Annotated in this window: 21 protein-coding genes; 15 read left to right on the top strand and 6 right to left on the bottom strand. The window is 36.1% G+C overall.

Annotated elements, in window-relative coordinates:
- The first annotated feature begins 6 nt into the window (after positions 1-6).
- The 10 genes from JEM65_RS16680 (at position 7) to JEM65_RS16635 (ending at position 14,639) form a co-directional block, all read left to right on the top strand.
- On the top strand, positions 7-2,250 hold the full coding sequence (locus tag JEM65_RS16680; protein ID WP_233530706.1) for a patatin-like phospholipase family protein: 2,244 nt from the start codon (positions 7-9) through the stop codon (positions 2,248-2,250).
- Positions 2,251-2,684: 434 nt separating this feature from the next.
- Positions 2,685-3,839: a homogentisate 1,2-dioxygenase gene (locus JEM65_RS16675; RefSeq protein WP_199602058.1), complete on the top strand. Its 1,155-nt coding sequence runs from the start codon at positions 2,685-2,687 to the stop codon at positions 3,837-3,839.
- Positions 3,840-4,378: 539 nt separating this feature from the next.
- Positions 4,379-4,705, top strand: a complete 327-nt coding sequence (locus JEM65_RS16670; RefSeq protein ID WP_199602056.1) for a four helix bundle protein — start codon at positions 4,379-4,381, stop codon at positions 4,703-4,705.
- A gap of 405 nt (positions 4,706-5,110) precedes the next feature.
- Positions 5,111-5,470: a four helix bundle protein gene (locus JEM65_RS16665; RefSeq protein ID WP_199602054.1), complete on the top strand. Its 360-nt coding sequence runs from the start codon at positions 5,111-5,113 to the stop codon at positions 5,468-5,470.
- Positions 5,471-5,839: 369 nt separating this feature from the next.
- Complete coding sequence (hppD, locus tag JEM65_RS16660; protein WP_199602052.1) at positions 5,840-7,000, top strand: 4-hydroxyphenylpyruvate dioxygenase; 1,161 nt, start codon at positions 5,840-5,842, stop codon at positions 6,998-7,000.
- 160 nt (positions 7,001-7,160) lie between these two features.
- On the top strand, positions 7,161-7,937 hold the full coding sequence (locus JEM65_RS16655; protein ID WP_199602050.1) for a DUF3108 domain-containing protein: 777 nt from the start codon (positions 7,161-7,163) through the stop codon (positions 7,935-7,937).
- 3 nt (positions 7,938-7,940) lie between these two features.
- On the top strand, positions 7,941-8,873 hold the full coding sequence (locus JEM65_RS16650) for a tryptophan 2,3-dioxygenase family protein (RefSeq protein ID WP_199602048.1): 933 nt from the start codon (positions 7,941-7,943) through the stop codon (positions 8,871-8,873).
- A 16-nt stretch (positions 8,874-8,889) separates the two neighbouring features.
- Positions 8,890-10,173: a peptidoglycan DD-metalloendopeptidase family protein gene (locus JEM65_RS16645; RefSeq protein ID WP_199602046.1), complete on the top strand. Its 1,284-nt coding sequence runs from the start codon at positions 8,890-8,892 to the stop codon at positions 10,171-10,173.
- A 3-nt stretch (positions 10,174-10,176) separates the two neighbouring features.
- Positions 10,177-11,823, top strand: a complete 1,647-nt coding sequence (pgi, locus tag JEM65_RS16640; RefSeq protein ID WP_199602044.1) for a glucose-6-phosphate isomerase — start codon at positions 10,177-10,179, stop codon at positions 11,821-11,823.
- 164 nt (positions 11,824-11,987) lie between these two features.
- On the top strand, positions 11,988-14,639 hold the full coding sequence (locus JEM65_RS16635) for a TonB-dependent receptor (protein ID WP_199602042.1): 2,652 nt from the start codon (positions 11,988-11,990) through the stop codon (positions 14,637-14,639).
- Between the two features lie 367 nt (positions 14,640-15,006).
- Here JEM65_RS16635 and JEM65_RS16630 read toward each other — a convergent pair whose 3' ends face one another.
- From JEM65_RS16630 to rplM, 5 genes are all read right to left on the bottom strand, one after another.
- On the bottom strand, positions 15,007-15,297 hold the full coding sequence (locus JEM65_RS16630; protein ID WP_199602038.1) for a hypothetical protein: 291 nt from the start codon (positions 15,295-15,297) through the stop codon (positions 15,007-15,009).
- Between the two features lie 243 nt (positions 15,298-15,540).
- Positions 15,541-16,506 (bottom strand): translation elongation factor Ts, encoded by a 966-nt coding sequence (tsf, locus tag JEM65_RS16625; protein WP_199602036.1) that lies wholly within the window; start codon positions 16,504-16,506, stop codon positions 15,541-15,543.
- Positions 16,507-16,598: 92 nt separating this feature from the next.
- Positions 16,599-17,444 (bottom strand): 30S ribosomal protein S2, encoded by an 846-nt coding sequence (gene rpsB / locus JEM65_RS16620; RefSeq protein ID WP_199602034.1) that lies wholly within the window; start codon positions 17,442-17,444, stop codon positions 16,599-16,601.
- 237 nt (positions 17,445-17,681) lie between these two features.
- A complete protein-coding gene (rpsI, locus tag JEM65_RS16615; protein WP_199602032.1) occupies positions 17,682-18,068 on the bottom strand; it encodes a 30S ribosomal protein S9 in 387 nt (128 codons plus the stop codon).
- Entirely contained in the window at positions 18,069-18,524 is a 456-nt protein-coding gene (rplM, locus tag JEM65_RS16610; RefSeq protein WP_199602029.1) for a 50S ribosomal protein L13, read from the bottom strand.
- A 593-nt stretch (positions 18,525-19,117) separates the two neighbouring features.
- On the opposite strand from rplM, the gene JEM65_RS16605 reads away from it, so the two are divergent.
- The 5 genes from JEM65_RS16605 (at position 19,118) to JEM65_RS16585 (ending at position 21,469) form a co-directional block, all read left to right on the top strand.
- Positions 19,118-19,357: a hypothetical protein gene (locus tag JEM65_RS16605; protein ID WP_199602021.1), complete on the top strand. Its 240-nt coding sequence runs from the start codon at positions 19,118-19,120 to the stop codon at positions 19,355-19,357.
- A 68-nt stretch (positions 19,358-19,425) separates the two neighbouring features.
- A complete protein-coding gene (locus JEM65_RS16600; protein ID WP_199602019.1) occupies positions 19,426-19,668 on the top strand; it encodes a hypothetical protein in 243 nt (80 codons plus the stop codon).
- A gap of 148 nt (positions 19,669-19,816) precedes the next feature.
- The gene (locus tag JEM65_RS16595) at positions 19,817-20,272 is read left to right on the top strand and encodes a DNA cytosine methyltransferase (RefSeq protein WP_199602017.1); all 456 of its coding nucleotides are present in this window, start codon (positions 19,817-19,819) and stop codon (positions 20,270-20,272) included.
- Positions 20,272-21,033 carry an HNH endonuclease gene (locus JEM65_RS16590; RefSeq protein WP_199602015.1) on the top strand — a complete coding sequence of 254 codons (762 nt, stop codon included), beginning with the start codon at positions 20,272-20,274 and terminating at the stop codon, positions 21,031-21,033. Before JEM65_RS16595 ends, JEM65_RS16590 begins: the two co-directional genes overlap by 1 nt.
- Entirely contained in the window at positions 21,020-21,469 is a 450-nt protein-coding gene (locus tag JEM65_RS16585; RefSeq protein ID WP_199602013.1) for an HpaII family restriction endonuclease, read from the top strand. Before JEM65_RS16590 ends, JEM65_RS16585 begins: the two co-directional genes overlap by 14 nt.
- Here JEM65_RS16585 and JEM65_RS16580 read toward each other — a convergent pair.
- Positions 21,450-21,676, bottom strand: a 227-nt coding sequence (locus JEM65_RS16580; protein WP_199602004.1) for an IS66 family transposase, incomplete at its 5' end; no start/stop codon positions are given. The two genes, JEM65_RS16585 and JEM65_RS16580, sit on opposite strands and share 20 nt — an antisense overlap.

Here is a 21,676-nt window from a genome sequence, read left to right as displayed (position 1 = left end):
CACACTTTGAAAACTAAATTTCACATCACGTTTCTTTTATTATGCATTGGTATATTGACGCAAGCACAGGACAACATTTTGCAAAAGTATCAAAAAGAGCCAAAAGTGGGGTTGGTGTTGAGTGGCGGTGGCGCTAAAGGGTTTGCCCATATTGGTGTTTTGAAGGTCATTGACAGCTTAAACATTAAGGTGGACTATATAGCGGGTACGAGTATGGGCGCCATTGTAGGTTCATTATATGCTTCAGGATATTCAGGTAAGCAATTGGATTCTATTTTTAGATCGCTCAATTTTGATGATGTTATTAGTGATAACTTACCAAGATCAGCTAAAACATTTTATGAGCGGGATAATTCTGAAAAGTACGCCGTAACCTTGCCGTTTACCAATTTTAAGTTAAAGTTGCCTTCGGCATTGTCTCGAGGTCAGAACATCTTTAACCTATTGTCAAAACTAACTTTGCACGTTACAGACATTACTGATTTTGAAAAGTTGCCCATTCCATTTTTTTGTGTGGCAACTGATATCGAAACTGGCAAAGCCATCATTTTAAATCACGGTAACCTAGCCCAAACCGTTACCGCTAGTGGCGCCTTTCCTTCTTTGTTTCAACCGGTCATTATTAATGATCAAGTGCTTATTGATGGCGGTGTGATCAATAATTATCCTATTGAAGAGTTGAAAGCTAAAGGGATGGATATTATTATTGGTGTGGATGTGCAAGATGGATTGGCCAGCCGGGAAGACTTGATTTCCGCACCTTCTATTTTGCTGCAAATTAACAACTATCGCACTATTAGTGATATGGTTGAGAAAGCCGAAAAAACAGATATCTACATAAAACCAGATATTACAGACTATACAGTAGTATCCTTTAGTGAAGGAAAAAGGATTATTGAAAATGGTGTCAAGGCGGCTAGATTGAAGGTGGATGATTTAAAAAAGCTTCCAAAATATAAAACCTCAAGAGAGGTTGAGTTAGATCTGATCTCTAAAGATAGCATTACTATTAATCAAGTAAAAATCCATGGGAACAACAGGTATACACGTGCCTATATTTTAGGAAAATTGAAGCTTTTGCAAGACACTAAAGTAAGTTATTCTGATTTTAATGAAGGGGTAAATAATTTGGTCGCCACCAATAATTTTACCACCTTTTATTTTGAATTTCAAAAAACCAAGACGCCAAACGTTTTTAATTTAACGGCTACGGTTGAAGAAACCAACATTACCAATTTCTTAAAATTCGGGGTGCATTATGATGATCTCTATAAAAGTGCGGTGTTATTAAATATTACGAGAAAACGTGCCTTATTAGATGATGATGTAGTGTCTCTGGATTTGATTTTGGGCGATCAAGTCCGCTATAATTTCGAATATTATATTGACAAAGGATTTTATTGGAGTATTGGGGTGCGTTCAAGGTTTAACCAGTTTAATAGAAATGTCAATGCCAAGTTGTTTTTAAATGATTATGAGCAATCCTTGGTAGGGCTAAATAAAATTGATATTGAACTTGAAGACCAAACCAACCAGATTTATTTTCAGACCTTGTTTAGAAAGGATTTTGCATTGAGTTTGGGTGGCGAGCATAAACGTTTAAAAATAAAATCAGAAACAGTGGTTTCTAATGGCCAGGATAAAAAGAAGTTTTTTGAAAACACAGATTATTTATCGGTTTTTGGAACCCTTAGGCTGGACCGATATGACAATAAATATTACCCGAAAAACGGTGTTTATTTTAGTGGTGACTTTCACCTTTTTCTCCATGCCTCACATTTTAATGCAGACTTTAATAAGTTCTCTATGACTAAAGCGGATATTGGCTATGCCTTCAGAATTACTGATAAACTGTCCGCCAATATCTTTACCCAGGGCGGCTTTAAAATTGGAGATGCCAATACGCAGTCGCTCGATTATGCATTAGGAGGTTATGGCAACAATTTTATCAATAATTTTATTTCTTTCTATGGGTATGATTATGTAGCGCTTACTGGAGATAGTTTTGTTAAAAGCACGTTGAGTCTGGATTATGAGATCTTCAAAAAGAATCACATCACGTTGGCTGCTAACTTTGCGAATATAGGTTATGGTATTTTTGAGTCAGGAGATTGGTTTAACTCTCCCTACTCAGGGTATGCCATTGGATATGGATTGGAAACCTTCTTAGGGCCAATTGAAGCAAAGTACACTTATACTCCAGAGCTTGGCAAAAGTATTTGGTTGTTTAATTTGGGGTTTTGGTTTTAGCGATCTCCTTGGCAAAATACGCGTTAGTTCATTAATATTTGTCAAAATTAAAGATACGGGGACTCAAAATCTTTTTTTCTATATTTGTAGTATGACCACACAGTTCTGGACCGGTTTATTGCTACATCTTCAATTCCTTATCAAAAGGAATCCAGAATAAGCGCGCACTATTTCTTGCCTACAGAGGCAGGAAACCTTTAGGTTCAGTACAATTAATCTTCTCAATTTCACTATCTTTATAATTAAACTTTTTATCACTGTTTAGTTTGCATGCCTGTTTGAAGCATTTGTGGAGGGAGGGAGCTGAATCCCGCTATCGGGAGAAATCGAAGTTGAAATAATTTTATATTTTGAACACTAAACTTTGAATATTGACAAGCGAAGGGAAGTACACACATTCTGAACTCACAACTCACAACTCATAACTCAAAAAAATGCCATTTTATCATAAACTCGGGAACATACCTCCCAAAAGACATACGCAATTCCGAAAACCGGATGGCAGCTTGTATTCAGAACAATTGTTTGGAACGGTTGGTTTTGATGGCATGTACACCAATTCGTATCATGAACAGCGCCCAACACAGGTTAAGGAAATTAGAAAGCAATATAACGTGGCGCCAAAAATTGCCAAAGCGAATCATATGCAATCGTATCGCTTCCGCGGATTTGAAGTAAAACCAGAAAACGATTATTTGGAAAGCCGTAAAACGGTACTCACCAATTCTGATTGCAGCATCATTTTAGCAGCACCAAAACAATCTACTGAAGATTATTTCTATAAAAATACCGATGCTGATGAATTGATATTCGTCCATAAAGGCAGCGGAAAGCTGCGTACACATCTCGGGAATCTCGATTTTAGATATGGCGATTATCTGCTCGTGCCAAGAGGTATCATCTATAAAATGGATTTTGATACAGAAGATAACCGCTTGTTTATCGTGGAGTCGCGCCGACCAATCTACACCCCAAAACGTTACAGAAATTGGTTTGGACAACTATTGGAGCATTCGCCGTATTGTGAACGCGATTTAAGGCGCCCCCAAGAATTGGAAACTCATAATGAAACTGGCGACTTTCTTATCAAGGTTAAGAAACAGAATGATATTTTTGAAATGGTCTATGCTTCACATCCTTTTGATGTGGTGGGTTATGATGGGTACAATTATCCGTATGCCTTTTCAATCCACGATTTTGAACCAATTACGGGACGCATCCACCAACCGCCTCCAGTCCATCAAACCTTTGAAACCGATGCGTTCGTGGTCTGTAGTTTTGTGCCGCGGTTGTATGATTACCATCCGTTGAGCATTCCAGCACCTTACAATCACAGTAATATTGATAGTGATGAGGTGTTGTATTATGTGGACGGCGATTTTATGAGCCGTAATGATGTGGATGCCGGGCATATTTCTTTGCATCCCGCAGGCATTCCCCACGGACCGCATCCGGGAGCCGTAGAACGCAGTATCGGGAAAACCAAAACAGATGAATTGGCGGTAATGGTCGATACGTTTAAACCCTTGAAAATAACGGAAGAGGCTTTAAAAATTGCTGATGAGGATTATTTTAAGTCGTGGGTTTGATGGTATTGAGTAGTTAGTATTAAGAATTAAGTACAAAGAATCGAGAAAATAGAACATAGAATAGAGAGAAGAGAGAAGAGAGAAGAGAGAAGAGAAATGTTGAAGTGTGAAGCACGGTGACGTTGACCGTTATGTTGTTGCTTTATATTAATATTTAACTACCTTCTTAAATTCTCCTCCTCGTAAAGGAGGAGTGGATTCTGCTTCAGTAGAGAAGCAGAAGACGAGGTGGTCTTAGTTTGATTATTTAATTATAAGTAGGATTGAATGTTGGATAGGGAGTAGAGAGAAGAGAATAACTGCTTGCATTTTAAATTTGAAATAAAACATAACAAAAGGAAAATTCGAAAAGCAAGACTAGGACATGAGAAATTAGAGAATCAAAAGTCTCTGTTCTCTACTCTCTTTTCTTTTTTCTAAAAAAAAAACATAAATTCAAAAGAAAGACTAGGATGCGAGGATTTCGAGAATACAAAGTCTCTACTCTCTATTCTCTTTTCTTTCATCTTAAAATAAGTATAGAAAAGAGATAGGAGAAAATGACTACTAAGCATCGACATAATTATAAAAATTTAAGGATTTGGTCCTTGGGGTTAGATATTGTAAATGATGTATTTGATGTGATTGGAGAGTTTTCATCTGACGAAAAATTTGGATTAAAATCTCAGCTTAGTAGATGTTCAATATCCATACCAAGTAATATAGCAGAAGGCTCTTCAAGAACTGATAAATCTTTTTCCCATTTCATTGATATCGCTCTTGGCTCTTCGTTCGAATTAGAAACGCAATTGATTATTGCATGCAATAGAAAATATTTAACCATAGAAAAATTAAATCAAATTCAAGAAAAAATTGCAGAATTTTAAAAAATGACAATGAGCTTTCAGAATAAGCTTTAGTAGGGTTGATCTTCATTGTAGACGAAATTATTCAATGGATAAGAGATATGAGAGAAGAGAGAAGAGAGAAGAGAGAAGAGAGAAGAGAGAAGAGAGAAGAGATATGAGAGATGAGAGTGATTCTTTTTTTAGCGAAATTCTAATATAAGTCGTGTTAATGATGATTAAAAAAGGACGAGAAGGATGAAGTGTAATTGAGAACATAAAAAGTCTCTGTTCTCTGTTCTCTGCTCTCTTTTCTTTTTTCTAAAAAAAAACATAAAAAAAACATAAATTCAAAAGAAAGACTAGGATGCGAGGATTTCGAGAATACAAAGTCTCTATTCTCTTTTCTTTCATCTTAAAATAAGTATAGATAAGAGATAGGAGAAAATGACTACTAAGCATAGACATAATTATAAAAATTTAAAGATTTGGTCCTTGGGGTTAGATATTGTAAATGATGTATTTGATGTGATTGGAGAGTTTCCGTCTGACGAAAAATTTGGATTAAAATCTCAGCTTAGTAGATGTTCAATATCCATACCAAGTAATATAGCAGAAGGCTCTTCAAGAACTGATAAATCTTTTTCCCATTTCATTGATATCGCTCTTGGCTCTTCGTTCGAATTAGAAACGCAATTGATTATTGCATGCAATAGAAAATATTTAACCATAGAAAAATTAAATCAAATTCAAGAAAAAATTGCAGAATTTCAAAAAATGACAATGAGCTTTCAGAATAAGCTTTAGTAGGGTTGATCTTCATTGTAGACGAAATTATTCAATGGATAAGAGATATGAGATATGAGAGAAGAGAGAAGAGAGAAGAGAGTGATTCTTTTTTTAGCGAAATTCTAATATAAGTCATGTTAATAGATGATTAAAAAAAGCAAGACTAGGACATGAGAAATTAGAGAATCAAAAGTCTCTGTTCTCTACTCTCTTTTCTTTTTTCTAAAAACAAAACGTAAATTCAAAAGAAAGACTAGGATGCGAGGATTTCGAGAATACAAAGTCTCTACTCTCTATTCTCTTCTCTCTTTTCTAAAAAAAACAGATGAGAGAAAATAGATTGATTCTGCATCATCTAAATCATAACATAAAATAAAATCACAAATAATGAGTAAAGACATAAAATCCGTTGAATACGGGCTAGAGAAAATTTTTGAAGGGGCAGCAGATTTTTTGCCACTTTTGGGAACCGATTACGTGGAGTTTTACGTTGGGAACGCCAAGCAAGCTGCACATTTTTATAAAACCGCTTTCGGATTTCAAAGTTACGCCTATAAAGGTCTGGAAACAGGATCTCGAGATGAGGTGAGTTATGTGTTGAAACAGGATAAAATCCGATTGGTATTGACCACACCCTTAAATAGCAAGTCGCCAATTAATGATCATATTGTCAAACATGGCGATGGGGTTAAGGTGATTGCGCTTTGGGTGGAGGATGCACGAAGTGCTTATGAAGAAACTACCACCCGGGGTGCAAAATCATATATGGAACCAACGGTGGAGACTGATGAGCATGGCGAAGTCGTCAGAGCAGGAATCTATACCTATGGCGAAACCGTGCACATGTTTGTGGAGCGAAAAAATTATAACGGCACGTTTATGCCTGGATTTAAAAAATGGACATCGGATTACAATCCGGAACCAGTTGGTTTGAAATTTATTGACCATATGGTCGGTAATGTGGGCTGGGGCGAAATGAATACCTGGGTTAAATGGTATGAGGACGTGATGGGTTTTGTGAATTTCCTGTCTTTTGACGATAAACAAATCCATACGGAATACTCAGCGTTGATGAGTAAGGTAATGAGCAATGGTAATGGCCGTATCAAATTCCCTATCAATGAACCTGCGGAAGGTAAAAAACGTTCGCAAATTGAAGAATACCTCGATTTTTATGAAAGTCCAGGCGTGCAACATATTGCCGTAGCCACCGATGATATTATTAACACTGTGTCTCAATTGAGATCTCGAGGCGTTGAGTTTTTATCGACACCACCCGAAGCTTATTATAATGCCGTCCCAGGACGTTTGGAAGCCTATAGTCATGAATTACGCGAAGACATTGAAAAGCTGAAAAGTTTGGGCATTATGATTGATGCGGATGAGGAAGGCTACCTATTGCAAATCTTTACTAAACCTGTAGAAGATCGGCCAACCTTATTTTTTGAAATCATTCAGCGGATGGGCGCCAAAGGTTTTGGTGCCGGTAATTTTAAAGCGCTTTTTGAATCTATAGAAAGAGAGCAAGCTTTGCGAGGCACACTCTAACTAAAACGCTAACAAATATTTAACTTTTGGGTTGCTTAAAAACTCCGCATTAATTTGACGGAGTTTTTTTGTTTTAATACTTTTGGAACGCTAATTGTAATTATTGAGGATACATACGAAAGTGTCGTATAAGAAGTTATATTTACAATTATTCAGAAATATGAAAAAACTCACACTGATCATAGCGTTATTTTTCGTCATCCTCAGCGCCTCAGCTCAAGAAAAATATGCTTTTCAAGAAGGCGAATGGTTCAAATTTAAAATGAGCTATAGCGGATTCTTGAAAGCGGGTAATGCCACTTTAGAAGTTAAGGAGTCTAAACTGAACGGAAAGGAAGTGTTTCACGTGGTAGGAAAAGGTTGGACTTCTGGAGCAATACGATGGTTTTTTAAGGTAAAGGACCGGTATGAATCCTATTTTGATAAACATACGGGCATGCCCTATAAATTTATCAGAGAAATTGATGAAGGTGGCCACACCAAGGATATTGAAATAGAGTTTGACCATAAAGCGTCTTTGGCGCACGTTAACAACAAAAAGGAGAAAAAGAAAGAAACATTTACCATAGAGAAAAACGTGCAAGACATGGTCTCAGCGTTTTATTATCTCAGAAATAATTATAATACCAATGCTATCAAGGAAGGCGATGTTGTAAGCCTAAATATGTTTTTTGATGAAGAAAATTATAATTTCCGACTCAAATTTCTAGGAAGGGAAGATCTCAATACGACATTTGGAACTATAAAAACGCTAAAATTCAGACCCTATGTTATGGCGGGTCGCGTATTTAAGGAGAAGGAAAGCTTAACCTTGTGGGTCAGTGCAGATGACAACAAGATTCCCTTACGTATTCAGGCCGATTTGGCTGTAGGTTCTTTACGGGCTGATTTAGAAGCTTTTAAAGGCTTAAAACATTCATTTAAAGTACAATTTTAACTAATGTCCAATCCAGAAGATTTCGATCCAATTTTAAAAGAACTGCAGCAAAAGTATGCTGCTATAAACCAAGATACGCATACCTATTTAGAAGGCTTACTCCATAGTAAGCCTATTACGTATTGGGATTATATACAAACTGATGCGCTCTTGAACCTGCAGGTTCAAAGAACAACCCTGCCTGATGAGATGGTATTTATTGGCTATCATCAAATTAATGAACTGTTGTTTAAGATGATACTTTGGGAGATATCACAAGTATCTGAGAACGACGCCATAACCATCACCTTTTTCGAATCAAAATTAATGCGTGTCAGCAGGTATTTTGATATGTTGACCACTTCGTTCAATATCATGAGAGAGGGTATGGATGTTGAACAATACATGAAATTTAGAAGCACCTTAACGCCTGCAAGTGGCTTTCAGAGTGCGCAGTACAGGTTGATAGAATTTGCATCTACAGAGTTGATCAATCTCATCGATTATCGCTATAGAAAAAACATTGATCGCAATACTTCTTACACCCATGCGTTTGAACACTTGTATTGGCAAGCGGCGGGCAAAGATTATGAAACTGGTACTAAATCCATATTGTTGATCAATTTTGAAAAGCGTTATAAAGACGAGTTTTTAAGATTTATGGAAGCCCACAATACCAAAAACTTGTGGACCAAATTTAAAGAGCTTCCTGAAGCCGATCAAAAAGATGACGATTTGGTAAAAGCCATGAGGCATTATGATTATACCGTAAATGTAACCTGGGTCATGGCGCACTATAATGCCGCCAAGCATTATATTGAAAGCGGTAGTGGAGACGGTGAAGCCACAGGAGGGAGTGATTGGAAAAAATATATGCATCCCAAATACCAAAGACGCATATTTTTTCCTGAACTTTGGAGCGAAAACGAACTGGAAAACTGGGGGATGGACCTATAAAAAAATGGAATAGTTAATGTATCAAAGAAACATAGTAGTAGCAATAGTATTGGGAATGGTGATGTGGTCGTGTAAAAACGAGAAGGAAAACATTAATAAAACACCTCTTCAAGCCTATATAGAACCTGTTGAACTTAGAGAGTTTGGATTTAATCTTAATGATTATGTGGTAAAGAAAGATACCATCAGATCAGGAGATAGCTTTGGCTCTATCATGCAACGTCATAATGTGGACTATTCTAAAATCTATGAAATTGCGGAAAGCGCCAAGAAATCCTATGATATCAGAAAGCTGAGGGCAGGAAATCCATACACCTTACTATTGGCAAAAGATAGCTTGCAAACCCCGCAATGCTTTATTTATCAAGAAAATAATGTAGATTATGTGGTCATCCATTTTGCGGATTCCATTGTTACCTATAAAGAGAAAAAACCAATTACTATTGTCACTAAAGAAGCCTCAGGCGTTATTAATAATAGTTTGTCCGTCACTATGGATTCTCAAGGATTACCGCAGTCGCTAATTGGTGAGATGGCAGATATTTATGCTTGGACCATCAACTTCTGGAAACTTCAAAAAGGCGATAAGTTTAAAATTATTTACAAACAACGGTTTATTGAGGACTCTATTTATGCAGGTTTGGAGGGAATTGAAGCCGCTTATTTTCAACATAAAGATGAAGATTTCTATGCCTTTAAATATGCTACTGATTCCACTTCTACCAAGTCTGATTTTTATGATGAAAAGGCAAAAAGTTTAAAACGTGCGTTTTTGAAAGCACCGGTTAACTTTGGGCGCATTTCCTCACGCTACAATTTAAACCGAAGAATAGCCTATTACGGCTATGCCTTAAGACCTCATAAAGGGACTGATTTTGCAGCGCCAATTGGTACTGAGATTTTAGCAACTGCCAACGGCACAGTGGTCGAATCTACCCAAAGAGGAGGGAATGGTAAATATGTAAAAATAAAGCATAGTGATACCTATAGTACACAATACCTCCATATGAAAGCCCAAAAAGTAAAAAAAGGACAATTTGTTAAACAAGGTGATGTTATAGGGTGGGTTGGAATGACCGGAAATACTGGTGGCCCGCACGTGTGTTATCGTTTTTGGAAGAACGGGAAACAAGTCGATCCGTTTAAGGAAAAATTACCAACATCTGAATCTATCCCGAACCATCTTGTGGTTCAGTATAAAGACTTTATTAAGCCTTTGAGAACGCAATTGGACAATATTCCTTATCAATATCTCAATGAAACGACTATAGAACAAGGCTATTCAATCACTAAAAACTAAACCATGGCATTACCTAAAATCAATCCTACGCATACTAAAGCTTGGACAAAACTTCAAGAACATTTTAAAAGTATTAAGGATGTGCACATGACGCAATGGTTTTCTGAAAATGAGAATCGTGCGTCTGACATGACCATTCATTGGGAAGATTTTTATTTAGACTATTCTAAAAATAGAATGGATGCCAAAACCATGGCGCTGTTGTTGGAGCTTGCTGAAGAAATACAGTTAAAATCGGCTATCGATAAACAATTTCAAGGCGATGTTATTAATGAAACAGAGGGTAGAGAAGTGTTGCATACGGCTTTAAGAAACCCGAAGTCGGCAAAAATCATGGTAGAAGGTCAGGACATTATGCCTGAAATTCACGAGGCAAAAGCAAAAATAAAAGCCTTTACGGCCAGTGTAGTTGAAGGCACAAAAAAAGGGTACACCAACAAAGCTTTTACAGATGTTGTCAACATTGGTATTGGCGGATCAGATTTGGGCCCAGCTATGGTAGTTGATGCGCTTCAATATTACAAGAATCAATTGACCACGCATTTTGTGAGCAATGTGGATGGTGACCATGTTAATGAAGTGCTGAAAAAACTAAACCCTGAAACCACACTGTTTGTCATTGTCTCAAAAACATTTACGACGCAGGAAACCTTATCTAATGCCAATACCATAAAAGAATGGTTTTTAAAATCGGCGTCAGAAAACGACATTGCCAAGCATTTTGTTGCGGTTTCTACCAATATTGAAAACGTGAAGGGGTTTGGTATTGATGAAAGCAATATTTTTCCCATGTGGAATTGGGTTGGCGGACGTTTTTCATTGTGGAGCGCCGTAGGCCTGTCAATCAGTTTGGCCGTAGGTTATGAGCATTTCGATAAACTGTTGGCAGGAGCGCATGACATGGACGAACATTTTAAATCTGAAGATTTTAAAACCAATATTCCAGTGGTTCTGGCCTTGATTGGCATTTGGTACACCAATTTTTTTGAATCAGAAAGTGAAGCTGTTATTGGCTATTCGCAATATTTAAACCAGTTTGCTACCTATTTGCAACAGGCCAATATGGAAAGCAACGGCAAAAGCGTGGATAGAAATGGAGACAGGGTTACCTACCAAACCGGAAACATTGTATGGGGAGAACCGGGCACCAATTCGCAACATGCCTTTTTTCAGCTGATCCATCAGGGTACCAAACTTATTCCTGCAGATTTTATTGGTTTTGCAAAATCACTTCACGGCAATACAGACCATCAGGACAAATTGATGTCCAATTATATAGCACAAACCGAGGCGCTTTTAAATGGCAAGTCTATAAAAGAAGTGAACACGGAGTTTGAATCTCAAGGTGTTACTAAAAAAGTAAGAGAGCAACTTGCGCCGTTCAAAGTTTTTGAAGGCAACAAGCCCACCAATACACTATTAATTGATCAGTTAACGCCTACAAGTTTGGGTAAATTGATTGCGCTTTATGAGCACAAAATCTTCGTGCAGGGCGTTATTTGGAATGTATACAGTTATGATCAGTTTGGGGTTGAGCTCGGAAAACAGCTTGCCACCACAATTTTAAAAGAATTCAATACCCATGATCAAATTACAGGTCATGACAGCTCTACGTTGAATTTAGTGTCATATTATAAAAATTTAAGATAATTTTTGTTAAAAACTTTTGTAAAGCTTCATTTGAAAGCGAAGTTTCCAACGGTGATAATCGTTAATTTCGTGGTGTTAAAAATTTCTTAACGTTTAAGTAAAATTAAATCATAATAATGCTTTAATTTTGCGCGAAATTTAAAATCTAATTTTAAACATTACAAATGAAAAAAATTACTCAATTCTTAATGATGTCTGTTGCGATGTTATGTGCTACAGCAGCTTTTTCACAAAGCACGGTAAAGGGGAAGATTATGGATGCGGACATGAACGCACCACTTCCAGGAGCCAACGTTGTTGAAAAAGGTACAACAAACGGAACCACTACAAACTTTGATGGAGAGTTTACGTTAACTACTCAAGCAAGCTCAGGTAGTTTGGTTATTTCTTATGTAGGTTTTGGTTCAAAAACCATTACGTTTACGGGGTCGCAAGATTTAGGCACGATCAACTTGTTAACAGACAATTCTCTTGATGAGATTGTTATTGTTGGATCAGGACTTATTGATTTGGCAGACGACAGAAGAACGCCTATTGCAGTATCTACGGTAAGAGCTTCTGAAATTCAGGCTAAAGTTGGTACCAGTGATGTTACTGCTACCTTGGTAAACACACCTTCTGTATATGTTGCAGGACAATCAAGCGGATTTGGAGATTCAAGAATCTCAGTTCGTGGTTTTGAGCAAGATAACACAGCATTCTTATTAAACGGTCAACCTATCAACGGCATGGAAGATGGTAAAATGTACTGGTCTAACTGGTCAGGAATGTCTGATATAGCGAATGCAATTCAAATTCAACGTGGGTTAGGATCTTCTAAATTGGCTATTTCATCTGTTGGTGGAACGGTTAACTTTGTAACCAAAGCAACTGATAGAAGACAAGGCGGATTTATTTCTACGGGTGTTGCAAATAATGATTATTTGAAATCAACTGTAGGTTATAGCAGCGGAATGACAGAATCTGGATGGGGCGTTACTGCTATGTTGACACACTGGCAAGGCGATGGTTACAACTTAGGAACTTCTGGTGAAGGTCAAAACTATTTTGTGTCTGTTGGGTACAAAGCCAATGACAACCATAACTTCAACTTTTTGATTACAGGCGCACCACAAACACATGATCAAAATTTTAGTAAAAGCATTTCAACGTATTTAGAGCGTGGAAGAAAATATAACGATAACTACGGGTCTTACAAGGGACAGTATTTAACTGAAAGAACAAACTATTACCACAAGCCAGTTGCTAACTTAAACTGGGACTGGAACATCAACGACAACTCTTCGTTATCTACTGTACTTTACGCTTCTTGGGGCCGTGGTGGTGGAACAGGTAACTACGGTAGTAGTAGAAATAGAGTAAGAGATGCAGAAACAGGGTTAATTGATTTTGATGCTATTGCTGCAAACAATAAAGAAAAAGGTGAAGGTGCTTTTGCAAATGGCGGATATTTACTGCGTGCTTCTGCAAACAACCATAACTGGTACGGTGCAGTTTCTAACTTTGAAACCAAACTTTCTGAAAATGTAACTTTAAATGCAGGTCTTGATTTAAGAACATACTACGGAACCCATTACAGACAAGTTGTTAACTTTTTAGGATTAAATAGCTGGAAAGATCAAGTAAAATTAAACGGTCAAAATCATAGAGCTAGCGGTGTAGAAGTAGATAGAATTATTGATCAAGATTATTCAATTAATCCATGGTATGCAACATTTAATGCTGCCGATGAAGATCAAAGAATTGATTATGACTACAGTGAGCGTATCAACTACGGTGGTGCTTTTACCCAAGTAGAGTATGCAAATGATGCTTTTTCAGTATTCTTCCAAGGTTCTGTTTCTAACCAAACTCATGAGCGTGAAGATCGTTATGATTACTTAACTGAGTTTAAAGACGCTGAAAAAGTAACTAATTTTGGATACAACCTTAAAACAGGTGGTAGTTTCTTAATCAATGATGATAATTCTGTATATGTAAATGCAGGTTATTATTCTCGTCAACCTTACCATGACAATATTTATCTAAACTATACCAACGAAGTTAATCCATTAACCGAGAATGAAAAAATCTTAGGATTAGAAGCGGGTTATGCGTTTAAGAGTCAATTTTTTACAGCTAATTTGAACTTATATAGAACTTCATGGAAAGATAGAGTTACAACAAATTCTAGTGTTTTATCTAAAGATAAAGAAATCGGTGGAAATGTTATTCCTGCAGGAACAGTAGTATTTGAAACAAATGAGGGTGTTGAACAATTACATTCAGGTGTTGAGTTAGATGTAGTTGCAAAAATTGGTGACAAATTAAAATTGAAAGGATTTACTTCAATCGGAGATTGGAAATATGTTGGTGATGTATTTACAACAAGTAGAGATGAAAGCCGTAATGTTTTAGATCGAGAAGCTAAGGATGTAGATGGTGGTAAAGTTGGAGATGCTGCACAATTTACTGTTGGTTTAGGATTGGATTATGAGATCTTCGAGCGTTTTTCTATTGATGCTGATTGGAGAAGCTATGATAAGTTATACGCTAACGTTAGCCCTGATAAAGACAACTTAGAGTTACCAGCCTTTGATATTATGGATATGGGTCTTTCTTATAAAATGCTTGTAGGTAAAGAACAATCAAACTCAGTTAATCTAAGGTTGAACGTAAATAACGTTTTTGGTGAAGTTTATTTATCTGAAATAAGAGGAAGAACTTTATACAGAGCAGAAGCTGGTGATGAAACTTATAAGGGAATCAATGTTAAAAATGAAGCGTATTTCGGTTACGGAAGAACTTGGAACTTCAGCGTACGTTACAACTTCTAAGCATAAATTTTAAATATAAATAACATTCTGAGAAGCGTGTTATAACTTAAGAAAACGTTCATCAATTTGATGGACGTTTTTTTTATGGGTTATTTTTGAGAATTAATAGCGTGTTAGTGGGATGTACATACGAAGATTTTATGACTTGCCGTCTGAAACGTAGTAAGCTTCACTTTAAGCGTCGCTGGAAGCATTTATTCAGAATAGGCGGGTGAATGTTTATGAAGAGAAGTTAAAGCGATTGTGGGCTTGTTATGGTGTGGTGGCAATGATTGATTTCAATACCATCTATCCAGCGTTTGGAATACATATCACTTTCGTTTTAAGACAGCAGGCTTCACCGGAATAGAGTCGTCATGTCATAATCCTAAATGCCTAACGAAGTGTGCTTATAAGTCCATTGAAAGTCTTGGTCGGTTTGGCAACTTTCAAATGATTGCCAAAACGTGCTTAAAAGGGGATATCCATGTTGGTGTTTGAATGCCATGGTTGGTGTTGATGCCATTGTTGGTGTTTTCCACCAACAATTCCCGCTGCCTTGGTTGATATTTTCCACCAACAATTTAAAGTGTCTTACTGGTGTTTTCCTCCGCCATTGTTGGTGTTTTCCACCAACAATTCGCTGCCATTGTTGGTGTTTTTCACCAACAATTTGCACTCAGCGTTAAAGTTCCAATAGTGTTCTGATGTGATATATATGACCAAGATTTCCGTCGCGATCGAAATGTTGCCTTTATGCCATTAAATGTAAGAAGGAGACTGATGCCATCGTTGGTGTTTTCCACCAATAATTCAATACTTATTAAACGCTAAACAAAGAATAAAAAAAACCACTATACTTTTAGAAAAGTGTAGTGGTTTAATTTTAAAAGATATGGTATCTGCCTGCGCGGCTACTTGACTATCCTAAAGACACACGTTTAAAGTCTGTAACTTTAACATCGCCGTAAGACGCAACATATTTCTCAACGTTCATTTTTTCATCTTTGATGAAGGTTTGGTCCAACAAACATTTTTCTTGGTCTAAGGTTGTGTTGTCAGCGATAAAACGCTCCATTTTACCAGGAAGGATTCTGTCCCAGATTTGCTCTGGCTTACCTTCAGCTTTCAATTCAGCTTTTGCATCCTCTTCGGCTTTTGCTAATACATCAGGAGTAATTTGAGACATAGAGATGTATTGAGGTACGTTTTTAAGAGTTTTTCCTAAACGCACAAATTCTTCATTGTCTTTTTCAATAACAGCAATTCTTGCTTCAGTTTCTGATGCCACAAATGTAGGATCAAAATCTTTGTAAGATAGCGTAGTTGCGCCCATTGAAGCAACTTGCATAGCGACATCTTTCGCTAAGGTTTCAGCGTTGTCAACTTTTGCAGAAAAACCTACAATAGCAGCAATTTTGTTAATATGAACGTAAGCGCCAACATAAGGAGCTTCCAATCTTTCAAAAGCATTCAACTCAATTTTCTCACCGATAACACCTGTTTGCTCAATTAATTTTTCAGCAACGGTCATCCCACCAAAATCAGAAGCTAATACTTCTTCTTTAGTAGTACAGTTGATCGCAATGTCAGCAATAGAATTAGCCAAGGCGATAAACGAATCGTTTTTACCAACAAAGTCCGTTTCACATCCTACAACAATGGCAATACCAACAGTGTTGTTATCATTTAATTTTGCAACAGCAGCACCTTCAGAAGATTCTCTGTCCGCTCTTTTTTCAGCAACTTTTTGGCCTTTTTTACGCAATACATCAATTGCTTTATCAAAATCACCTTCGGCTTCAACCAAAGCTTTTTTACAGTCCATCATTCCTGCGCCTGTACTTTGTCTTAGTTTGTTAACTTCTGCAGCTGTTATTTTTGTCATAATTTCTAAGTGTATTTATTAAAAAAAGTCGTTCAATTTAATTTCAATAAAGAAAAGAAACAAACGACTTTAAGATATTATATAATAGTTAATTATTCTTCTTCGTCAGCGGCTACCTTCTTTGTAGCTGCTTTCGTTTCTGTTTTCTCTACGTTCTCTGTCTTGTCAACTTTCTCAGTTTTCTCAGTTTTCTCAACTTTGTCAGTTTTCTCAACTTTATCTTCTTTGCCTTCTTTTTCAGTTTTGTCAGACTTACGTTCAGACAAACCATCAGCGATAGCAGATGTTACGATAGATAAAACTTTATCAATAGATTTTGAAGCATCGTCATTTGCAGGAATTACATATTCTACTTGACGCGGATCAGAATTCGTATCCACCATTGCAAAGATTGGAATGTTTAATTTCTGGGCTTCTCTAATAGCAATGTGTTCACGTTTAATGTCCACTACAAATAAAGCACCTGGCAAACGGGTCATGTCAGAAATTGAACCTAAGTTTTTCTCTAACTTAGCTCTTAAACGGTCAACTTGTAAACGTTCTTTTTTAGACAATGTTAAGAATGTACCATCTTTTTTCATTCTATCAATAGAAGCCATTTTCTTAACGGCTTTTCTGATAGTTACAAAGTTAGTCAACATTCCACCTGGCCATCTTTCAGTGATGTAAGGCATTGTTACAGCACCAGCTTTTTCAGCTACGATGTCTTTAGCTTGTTTTTTTGTAGCTACAAATAAAATTTTCTTTCCTGAAGCTGCAATTTTTTTAAGGGCTTCTGAAGTTTCCTCAATTTTAGCAGCTGTTTTGTAAAGATTGATGATATGGATGCCATTACGCTCCATATAAATGTAAGGAGCCATGTTTGGATCCCATTTTCTTGTCAAGTGACCAAAGTGTACACCTGCTTCAAGCAATTCTTTTACTTCTACTTTTTCCATTTTGTAATAGTTTACGTTCTGTTGAATTAGCAATGATAAAGTGGTTGCTTATGGCGCGCCTTTACCATTTAGATGCTAAACTAAACCCTCACGCCGTAACGTGATAGACAACATTAACTGGGTTAAATTTTGATGTTGGGTATGAGCCAACGGGTTTTTAAAGGTTTAAAACACAACAAGATTGAGAGGCCTCTGATGAGATTCCCAATCGATCCCGATAGCCATCGGGAGGGGATGTTAACGTTTAGAGAATTGAAATTTCTTACGAGCTTTCTTCTGACCGAATTTCTTACGTTCAACCATTCTTGGGTCTCTAGTCAACAATCCTTCTGGTTTCAAAATGCCTCTGTTTTCAGCATCAAGCTCACACATTGCGCGAGATAATGCCAAACGGATTGCTTCTGCCTGACCAGTAATACCACCTCCATATACATTTACTGTAATATCAAAGTTGCCTTCATTGTTAGTCATGACTAAAGGTTGGTTTACTTTGTACTGCAACGTTGCAGTAGGAAAATAGACCGCCATGTCTTTTTTATTAATGGTGATGTTCCCAGAACCTTGGGCAACATACGCACGAGCAACAGCCGTCTTTCTACGGCCAATTTTGTGAATTACTTCCATTTACTTGAATTCGTTTAAGTTAATTGTTTTTGGTTTTTGAGCAGCATGTGTGTGCTCAGCACCAACAACAACGTTTAGGTTACGGAATAAATCTGCACCTAATTTGTTTTTAGGGAGCATTCCCTTTACTGATTTTTCTACTACTCTAGCCGGATCCTTTCCGAATAGTTCTGTAGCAGTTAAACTTTTTTGACCACCTGGATACCCTGTGTGACGAATGTAAGTTTTATCGTTCCACTTGTTTCCTGATAAGTTGATTTTTTCAGAGTTGATAACAATAACGTTATCGCCGCAATCAACGTGTGGTGTGAAGTTAGGTTTGTGTTTGCCTCTTAAAAGTTTTGCAACTTTAGAAGCTAAACGACCTAGTGTTTGCCCTTCAGCGTCAACCAAAACCCACTGCTTATCAACAGTAGCTTTGTTAGCTGAAATCGTTTTGTAGCTTAATGTATTCACACTAATTAATTTTTATAAGTCACGCCATAAGCGCAACAGGTTAAACATTCCTCTCTTAAAAAGAGTTTGCAAATGTACGATAATCTATGTGATTACCAAATAGTATGCGCCGAATTTTGTTGATAAAATTACTGAGGCTCAGATTCTTTCGGTTTCTGATATGCTTTTTAACAGTTTTATACTGTTTGCGTAGGGCGAACGCCTAAAAATCAAAATTTTAGGGATTTATTGGTTTTTGCGGTTTCAATCCGTTATTGAGGTGGGATTTTTGAAATGGGATTCAGGTTATTAACATTTATTTGGGGTGGGGAGGTGATAAATCTATGCCTAAACAATACAATTATCCAACTGAAAGTTTAGCCGCATCTTTCCATAAATAATGAGGCATAGGTTCTTTAGGTTCCCAATTGATGCTCATGGGTTTTGCTCCTTTATAATCTTTTAGCTCACCTTCTAAAGTTTAATAATCATATTATTGAATAGGAAATTTATCATCAAATTTAGTTCGGTTTTATGTATATAAACAACTTTAAATCAGGTTTTTAACGTTTTAATTTATTATCTTTAGTAGTGGAATCTTAATACTATATTATATGACTTTTAGTGCAACAGAAGAAGAAAAACTTAGACATCCGAATTACAAAATAATGGACTTGAGTCCTGATAGTCTTAAAGTTGAATTGAATTCTTGGTATCGTGAGGATTTAATAGAGTGGTTAGTATGGAATGATAAAAATGGTGTTTATAGAGATGAAGAATCCTTAAGTGAAATAGGGAATATTTTAGGAAAGGATGAAGCTATTTCTATTATTATAAGACAGATTTTTGATTAGAAAGTGCTACTTATTGTATGTTGACAATCATTGGTTTAATATATAAATTTGATTAAAATTAATATATTATGAAGCCAATTAAGAAAGGTCAAATCGTAAGATTTCATACTCCGAATGAAGATGAAGATCCGAACCAAACTTATGTAGTTCTAGAGGTTTTTGAGGATAAAGATAGATCAAGAGCCAAGTTGTATACGTTGGACACTGGATTGTCTTTTCCGCCCGTTATGGTAATTTATATAAAAGATTTAGTAGTTGATGAGCTTTTGACGAATCAATTACATCGATTTATTAATGTCGAGCATCATTGATATTCCTTAGTTCTTTCTGAAATAATTTATTCTTGTTTTATTATTCACTGTTTTATATGGTGAATAGGATTGAACTTGTGGATAAATTTTATATTATTGGTCGAATTCACCAACAAGATTTACTAACTTGGGCGGTCAAATAGAGACCATGATAAAAGAGGGAATTAAAATAGAAAACATTGATGGACAGCTTTTTGAGATAAGAACATTTGATCCTGATGATTCTAGACCTGCATCTTTTACACATTATTTGCATAATCATAAGAATGGTGTTGCTAAATTTTACAAGGAAAATGCTCTTTCTTATGTAAAATCAGTTCTTGAAAGAGAATTTCCAAATGAAGATATTACCGACAAAGTTTCTGAGGAGGCTCTGCAATATTTACTCTTCGATTTTAATAATTTCATTCCATTTCCGGCACCTTTAAAACCAAAATTCAAGTTTATCGATTTATTCGCTGGTATTGGTGGATTTCGTTTAGCATTACAGAATCTTAAGGGAAAATGCGTATTTACCAGTGAATGGGATAAATATTCTCAACAAACTTATAATAATTATTTGTTCCACAAAAAATTCCCATTTCAATCCCAAATTAAAGCCTAATGACAAATAATAATTGGTCGAGAGAAGAGACCATCGTTGCTTTTAATGTATATTGTAAAATTCCATTCAAGAATAGTAGTAAAACGCATCCCACTGTTATTAAATACGCTCATATAATAGGCCGATCACCATCAGCTTTGAATATGAAAATCGGAAATTTTGGAAGACTAGACCCAGAATTAAAGAAAAGAGGAATTTCAGGCCTAGTTAACGGTAGTAAATTAGAAGAAATTGTTTGGAATGAGTTTCACGGTAATTGGGATGATTTAGCCTTTGAAAGTGAAAAAATAATTGCTGAATTTCAGGGGAATAGTATTGAGGGTATAATAAACATAGAAGATTTCCCCGAGGGTAAGGATAAATTGAGATTAGTAAAAACAAGAGTTAATCAGTCATTTTTCAGAAGTTCGGTTCTATCAGCTTATAATTTAACTTGCTGTATTACAGGTCTTAAAATACCTGAATTATTGATTGCTAGTCATATCATCCCGTGGAGGGACGATAAAGAAAGAACCAATCCTCAAAATGGAGTGTGTTTGAATAGCCTTCACGACAAAGCTTTTGACAAAGGTTTATTAAGTATTAGTCCAGATTATACAATAGCAATCTCGAGATACATTTTAGATTATGAAATGAAAGAGGATAAATTATATTTTTCTCACTTCAACAACAAAAAAATGAGCCTGCCTGATAAGTTTTTTCCAAAACGGGAGTTTCTCGAACATCACTATTCAAATTATATAAAAAATGGATATAATTAAGAATATATATAGAGGCTATTCATTTGATAAGGCTTCAAATATAGGCGACGGAATTGTATATAAATACGATTCAACTAATGAAATAAATAAACAAAAAGTTAGTATTAAGTCTTTTTTGGATAGAAGTTTCTCATTTCTCAATGCCAACAAATCGACGAGCATAGTATACAAAATTACTAGTATAAATAATGCTGCGTTACTTAAAAAGGATTATGAGGAAATAAATTCAATAATGTCTCGTCATAAATATATTGATCGGGTCACTAAACTTATTGAACTGGGTTATAATATCGAATTCTATGCATATGATGATAGCACCTTCAAATTAAATCTTCAAGTAATAGATAGTGAGTTGCCAAAAATAATAGCACATATTGTCAAAGATATTTACGTCAGTAGAATATCTAAATTGGTAACTATTCAGGCTTCAATATAGCAATAGTTTTAAAAGCGCCGAATATGTTTTGTCCGTTTTTAATACAGGTGTCAGTTACTGATCGTATGACCGCATAGACTTGTGCACCATTTTCAGTTTTGAACTGACCGGATACTTTTTGTTTCACTTTCACATTCCTAATTGCTCTTTCCGATGCGTTATTGTCAGCAGGCACATGGAAATGACAGAGAAAAGTAAGAATATATT

Origin of the sequence: Gelidibacter salicanalis, assembly GCF_016469035.1 — a bacterium.
Classification (GTDB): domain Bacteria; phylum Bacteroidota; class Bacteroidia; order Flavobacteriales; family Flavobacteriaceae; genus Gelidibacter; species Gelidibacter salicanalis_A.
Note: the sequence above shows the minus strand (reverse complement) of the source record. Positions and strands in the feature narration are given on the sequence as shown.